Annotated in this window: 6 protein-coding genes; 2 read left to right on the plus strand and 4 right to left on the minus strand. The window is 45.0% G+C overall.

Annotated elements, in window-relative coordinates:
- Window positions 1–18 precede the first annotated feature (18 nt).
- The 3 genes from B3F51_RS05480 to B3F51_RS05490 all read right to left on the minus strand — a co-directional run bounded on the left by B3F51_RS05480 (window position 19) and on the right by B3F51_RS05490 (window position 2,702).
- A complete protein-coding gene (locus B3F51_RS05480) occupies window positions 19–354 on the minus strand; it encodes a glycerophosphodiester phosphodiesterase family protein (RefSeq protein ID WP_286945932.1) in 336 nt (111 codons plus the stop codon).
- A 209-nt stretch (window positions 355–563) separates the two neighbouring features.
- The gene (locus tag B3F51_RS05485; RefSeq protein ID WP_286945934.1) at window positions 564–1,373 is read right to left on the minus strand and encodes a glycerophosphodiester phosphodiesterase family protein; all 810 of its coding nucleotides are present in this window, start codon (window positions 1,371–1,373) and stop codon (window positions 564–566) included.
- Window positions 1,374–1,406: 33 nt separating this feature from the next.
- A complete protein-coding gene (locus B3F51_RS05490; RefSeq protein WP_286945936.1) occupies window positions 1,407–2,702 on the minus strand; it encodes an MFS transporter in 1,296 nt (431 codons plus the stop codon).
- 337 nt (window positions 2,703–3,039) lie between these two features.
- Between B3F51_RS05490 and B3F51_RS05495 the strand changes: the two genes are divergently transcribed.
- Window positions 3,040–3,633, plus strand: a complete 594-nt coding sequence (locus B3F51_RS05495; protein ID WP_070370803.1) for a TIGR00730 family Rossman fold protein — start codon at window positions 3,040–3,042, stop codon at window positions 3,631–3,633.
- Between the two features lie 62 nt (window positions 3,634–3,695).
- Here B3F51_RS05495 and B3F51_RS05500 read toward each other — a convergent pair whose 3' ends face one another.
- Window positions 3,696–4,187 (minus strand): nitroreductase family protein, encoded by a 492-nt coding sequence (locus tag B3F51_RS05500; protein WP_070370802.1) that lies wholly within the window; start codon window positions 4,185–4,187, stop codon window positions 3,696–3,698.
- 182 nt (window positions 4,188–4,369) lie between these two features.
- Between B3F51_RS05500 and B3F51_RS05505 the strand changes: the two genes are divergently transcribed.
- Complete coding sequence (locus tag B3F51_RS05505; RefSeq protein WP_148638544.1) at window positions 4,370–4,717, plus strand: winged helix-turn-helix transcriptional regulator; 348 nt, start codon at window positions 4,370–4,372, stop codon at window positions 4,715–4,717.
- The last annotated feature ends 107 nt before the right edge of the window (window positions 4,718–4,824 follow it).

Here is a 4,824-nt window from a genome sequence, read left to right on the forward strand (position 1 = left end):
TTTTCATTTCGCAATTACCTATTCGAGATTATAAATCATCAGTTCCTCATAAGTACAGTCCGTTATTAATTTATCGACCCCACACAGACGCAACAGGTTATCGTCATGGAAGACGATAATCTTGCCATCGGCGGTTAGATTTAAATCCATCTCGATGCCATAACCAGCCGCCACCGCCTTCTTAAAGGCCGCCATGGAATTTTCCGGAATCGATTTATCCTTCTCGTGCAATCCCCGATGGGCATAATAACTGGTCCAAAGACGATCATCAACCTCCTTTGGCATTCTGCCCGGAAGCAACAGCAAAATATAAATAATAAAGATGGCTATAATTGCCAAAATATACAGTGTCATGTTCCCTCACCCACTTCTGTTAAGCTAATTCCAATCAGTTCCTTTCTCTCAAATTTAAATCGCAACACCAAACCATTAAATCAATACTTTGGTAATCGCCAAAGTATTTTTATGTTCGTATTTCTTTATTTACCCCTTTATTCTCTCAAGCAATCATTAAAACTAGATTAGTATTGTGACTATTTTGTGTTAAATCGAATGGTGCGCAGTTAAGGCCTGAAGAACTCAAAAATAATTACATCAAAAAAATCCATACAACTCACCCGATCATCATTATCCCGCACTGTCCAGCCAACCAGTTTTCCCCCAAATTGCCGAAACAGCCACAAGTTGAGCCGATGGTGCGCATCTTCGTGCTTATAGGCGATAAAATGAGGCCGGGCGACTACATTTGTCACCACTGAAGCAATCAGTAGACGCTGCCATAACGGTGTACCACCTAGATTGCGGTAACCAGCGGATAGTTGGCCTCTGATTACCTCGGGCCGGTTTTTATAAAACCAGCCAACGATTCCGGGATGAAAGGACTCAATGCAATACACACCGGCATAGTCATCCAGTAGCGCTGCGGTTTTAACACAGAGTTTCCGCCATTCTTTGGTATTCTTCAGTTCAATAATCAGTGGAACCCGGCCCGCCACAAGCTGCAGCACATCGTTTAATAGCGGAATGGTTTGTTCCGTGTTTTCAATATGATAATCCGAAAGCTCGGTTGACAAGCATTCTGTGATCAATTTGTCAACACCACAAACCCGAAGCAAACTGTCATCGTGAAATACCACCACTTTTCCATCGGCGGTAAGGTTAACATCCAGTTCCATGCCATATCCCGCTTCAACCGCCTTGGTAAAAGCCAGGATTGAATTTTCCGGAACCTCCTTGTTTTTTTCATGCAGACCGCGATGGGCATAATGACTCTCCCAAAGAAGCGAATCGGAATGGTTCGGTATTGCCCCTGGAGCGATGAAAAAAAGATAGAGCAAAAAAAATCCAATCAGCACCACGATTAAATAAAACATCTCTGGCCTTCTTTTATAAGCTCTTTTCGCATATCAATCCGCCACATCAAAAACCTCCAGTTTAGACCGGGGAGCAATGGGTTTGGAATCCCCATGTTTAACCTGCATCATTGTTAAAAAGGCCAGCCCCACAAACAAAGCGCCATAGGGCATCAGGGTTTGATAACCAAGATGTTCTAAGAGGGCCCCGGAGGCGATCGGGGTCACAACCTGGGCAGCCATCGATGCCGTATAATAATAACCCGTGTAACGGCCAACATTAGCTCCCTTGGACATTTCCAGCACCATCGGCAGAGAATTGACATTGATGGCGGCCCAGGCGATTCCAGCTAAGGCAAAGGAAACAAATAGCATCGGGTTAAAGGCGGTATAAAAAGCTGCCGTGGCAAAAACGGTTACCAGCACCGCCACCCCCATCAGGATGATTTTTTTACGCCCCACCTTTGAGGAAATAATCCCCACGGGAATAAAGGAAATAATCGCCGCAATGCTGGCTACCATCAAAATTAAAGCGGTTTGGGATTCCTTCATTCCCAAAGAAACCATGGCATACTTTGAAAAAGCCGAAGTGACCGCATTGTAACCCCTAAACCATAAAGCCACCGATAAGAGGATAAAAATCAGACTCTTTTTATAGGCTTTAGGCAGCTTTTCATGGGTTACCAGGGTTTCATCATGTTCGGCCTCTTCAACATCAATCCCCATGGCCGCACTGTCATGCCGCATTTTTATCACTGCGGCCGGCTCGTTAACGGTCAGTTTGAGAATAATAACACCCACCACCATCACCGCAGCCGTACCGAGAAAAAGGGGCCAGTAGTTGATGTTGTCCTTGTCCGGGGCCAGTAGCGCCACCATTCCCAACACCAGAATCCCCCCAACTGCCCCCATCAGATTAATCACTGCATTCCCCTTGGATCGCAGTGGTTTCGGGGTCACATCCGGCATCAGGGCCACCGCTGGTGAGCGGTAAAAGGACATCGAGAGCAATGCCAAGGCCAGCGCCACAATAAACAAGATCAGCTTATTGGCCATTACGGCATAGGGGATCAGGAGCATGGATACCACCGCCATGGCCGTACCGCCTAAAATATAGGGCATCCGTCGCCCCATGCTGGTGTTGGTATTATCTGACAGCATCCCAAACAACGGCAGCATGAATAAGGCCAGTACATTGTCAAAGGACATAATCACCCCTGCCATTGTGTCCTTAAATTCGAAGGCTTTTAACATAATCATCGGAATCACAAAATCATACAGGCTCCAAAAAGCACTGATGGTCATAAACCCCAGACCAACTAATACAGTGAGGCGGTAATCCAGCTTCATCAACACGCTCCTTTTTCTATCATGAAAAAAGTATAGCATCAGCCGCATCTTTTATCAACGCACTTAACCAATCTTTAATAAATCTTCATAATTTGCCAGCATCATTTTTCGCCAATCTTACCATCTCCCCAAATCGATGCTTGCCATTTTTTTGCATGCTCCATACCAGAAACAGCTGCACCCATTTTCTTAAGTAAAGCCCTAAATTACACCGATCTGCTTGTCAAAAGAATCCATGATTGATATAATAAAGGTTCTTATTATGACTTATGCTTTTGGATGCATCACTTCTGATGCATCCATTAAATTTTTTATAAGATCCTGGGAGGAAACAGCAATGAAAAGAATATGTGTCTATTCCGGTTCCAATCTGGGGGTTCGTCCCGAATACCAAGAAATGACAAAAGCCCTGGGCCTGGTGCTCGTCAAAAATAATATTGAATTAGTCTACGGCGGCTCAAAATTTGGTCTGATGGGCGAAATCGCCAACCATATGCTGGACAACAATGGTCGGGTTACTGGCGTTATGCCCGGGGGACTTTTTCCCAATGAAGTGATTAATGAGCGGCTGACTCAATTTATCGAAGTTAAAAACATGCATGAACGAAAGCAAACCATGGCTGACTTGTCCGATGGTTTTATTGCCATTCCCGGCGGCATCGGTACCTTCGAAGAGTTGTTCGAAACCTATAGTTGGGCCCAACTGGGAATTCATAAAAAACCGATTGGTATCCTTAATATTTCCAACTTTTTCGACCCCTTCATCAATATGATGACAACCATCGTCAACGAAGGCTTTATGAACCCCTCCAACACCAAACTGGTCCTGGTTTCTTCTGATCCCGGGGACCTGGTCAATCAGATGATTCACTATACCCCACCGGTTTTGGGAAATAAATGGCAGCAACTGGATGCCGCAGCCGTGAAGTAACTTATCAGAATCAAGCAAAAAAAATCTGACGAAAATGTCAGATTTTTTTTGCTTGATTTCAATTATTCAAAGTGAACCCGATCTGCCTCAAAACGATCCTGCTGCTTTGCTTCGGCTGCCGGGTAACCAATTGGAACGATGGCGTAAGGCTCAAGATGATCCGGAATCGTTAAAACTTTACGGACATTTTCCATCCGGTCAGCCAACGGCGCAATCCCAATCCAAACCGCCCCCAAACCAAGTTCAGTGACTTCCAGCAGAATATTTTCAGTACAGGCAGCCATATCGATGTCGGCAAATTCTGGCATCATCATCTCTTTTCGATATACCGGCACAATCGCCACAGCAGCATCCTTAATGCATCCGCCGTAGGGGCTACAGTCTGCCAGAGCGGCCAGGGTTTCTTTATTCTTAACGACAAAGAATTCCCAGGGGCGTTGGTTGGCGGCCGATGGAGCGGCCATCGCAGCCCTTAGAATCTGGTCAATTTTTTCTGCTTCGACTGCCTTGTCTTCATACTTTCTCACACTGGTTCTGTTAAAGATTACGTTCATTTTCTTCCTCCAATTATTTCTTAGCCGGGTGTTTACCCATGCTATTTTGGCTATTTCTTGCTTCTATTCTTGATTCATGCTATCATTTTACCAATCATTTTCATAAAAACAAGAATGCACTTTTTTGTCACTTACTACCCAAAAAGATAGTAAGTATTCAAGAAACTACCAAAGGAGAACCCATGACCGAAAAAAAACATTTCTGCTGCCCCATAGATGCCACCATTAGTCTGATCGGTGGAAAATATAAAACAAAAATTCTCTGGAATCTGGTTGATCAGACCTTGCGCTTTAATGAACTGCAAAAAATCGTTCGCCAGGCCACCCCAAAAATGCTCACCCAACAGCTGCGTGAGCTGGAGCGGGACGGTCTGATCACCCGAACCGTCTATCCGGTGGTGCCGCCCAAAACTGAATATGCCCTGACCAGTTTCGGCCAGAGCCTTTATCCGATTCTCGATGCCATGTGCGAATGGGGCAAGGATTATATGGCCGAAGAGGCCCCTGATGAAACAGCTGTCAATCAATAGTCAAACGAATCCATTTTAGTGGACTGCTTTGCCAATACTTTGTGTTTTATATCGACGTCTACGCAAAAAAGGCCATGACTCTTGTTGTTAGTGATTTCCTGAGCTGT

Origin of the sequence: Acetobacterium sp. UBA5834, from assembly GCF_002435675.1 — a bacterium.
In the GTDB taxonomy this organism is placed as follows: domain Bacteria; phylum Bacillota; class Clostridia; order Eubacteriales; family Eubacteriaceae; genus Acetobacterium; species Acetobacterium wieringae.

What these genes read in the sequence shown, in the direction of transcription:
- B3F51_RS05480 (WP_286945932.1), bottom strand. Translation starts at nt 354, where the DNA reads ATGACACTGTATATTTTGGCAATTATAGCCATCTTTATTATTTATATT.
- B3F51_RS05495 (WP_070370803.1), top strand. Translation starts at nt 3,040, where the DNA reads ATGAAAAGAATATGTGTCTATTCCGGTTCCAATCTGGGGGTTCGTCCC.
- B3F51_RS05500 (WP_070370802.1), bottom strand. Translation starts at nt 4,187, where the DNA reads ATGAACGTAATCTTTAACAGAACCAGTGTGAGAAAGTATGAAGACAAG.
- B3F51_RS05490 (WP_286945936.1), bottom strand. Translation starts at nt 2,702, where the DNA reads ATGAAGCTGGATTACCGCCTCACTGTATTAGTTGGTCTGGGGTTTATG.
- B3F51_RS05485 (WP_286945934.1), bottom strand. Translation starts at nt 1,373, where the DNA reads ATGTTTTATTTAATCGTGGTGCTGATTGGATTTTTTTTGCTCTATCTT.
- B3F51_RS05505 (WP_148638544.1), top strand. Translation starts at nt 4,370, where the DNA reads ATGACCGAAAAAAAACATTTCTGCTGCCCCATAGATGCCACCATTAGT.